General features: G+C 62.1%; 1 pseudogene. It reads right to left on the reverse strand.

The features are described from left to right. Positions 1 to 248: pseudogene (locus tag EOB49_RS35655) on the reverse strand (VWA domain-containing protein); the annotation flags it as partial.

Here is a 248-nt window from a genome sequence, read left to right on the forward strand (position 1 = left end):
TCAGCCATACCGCGTTCGGCCATTGCTGCAGCAGGCGGCCGAGCCAGACGCTGCCGGCCTCCGGATTCCAGTGCTCGACCGAACCGCCGGGGTGAGCGATCTCGTAGGGGCTCATCGACGCGTCGCCGACAACGATCACCTTGTAGTCCGGCCCATATTTGTGGAGCAGGTCGAAGGTCGGAATCACCTCGGCATGCCTGCGGCGATTGTCCTTCCACACGCCCTCATAGAGGCAGTTGTGGAAATAA

It is taken from the genome of Mesorhizobium sp. M7A.F.Ca.MR.148.00.0.0, from assembly GCF_003997735.1.
Lineage (GTDB): Bacteria > Pseudomonadota > Alphaproteobacteria > Rhizobiales > Rhizobiaceae > Mesorhizobium.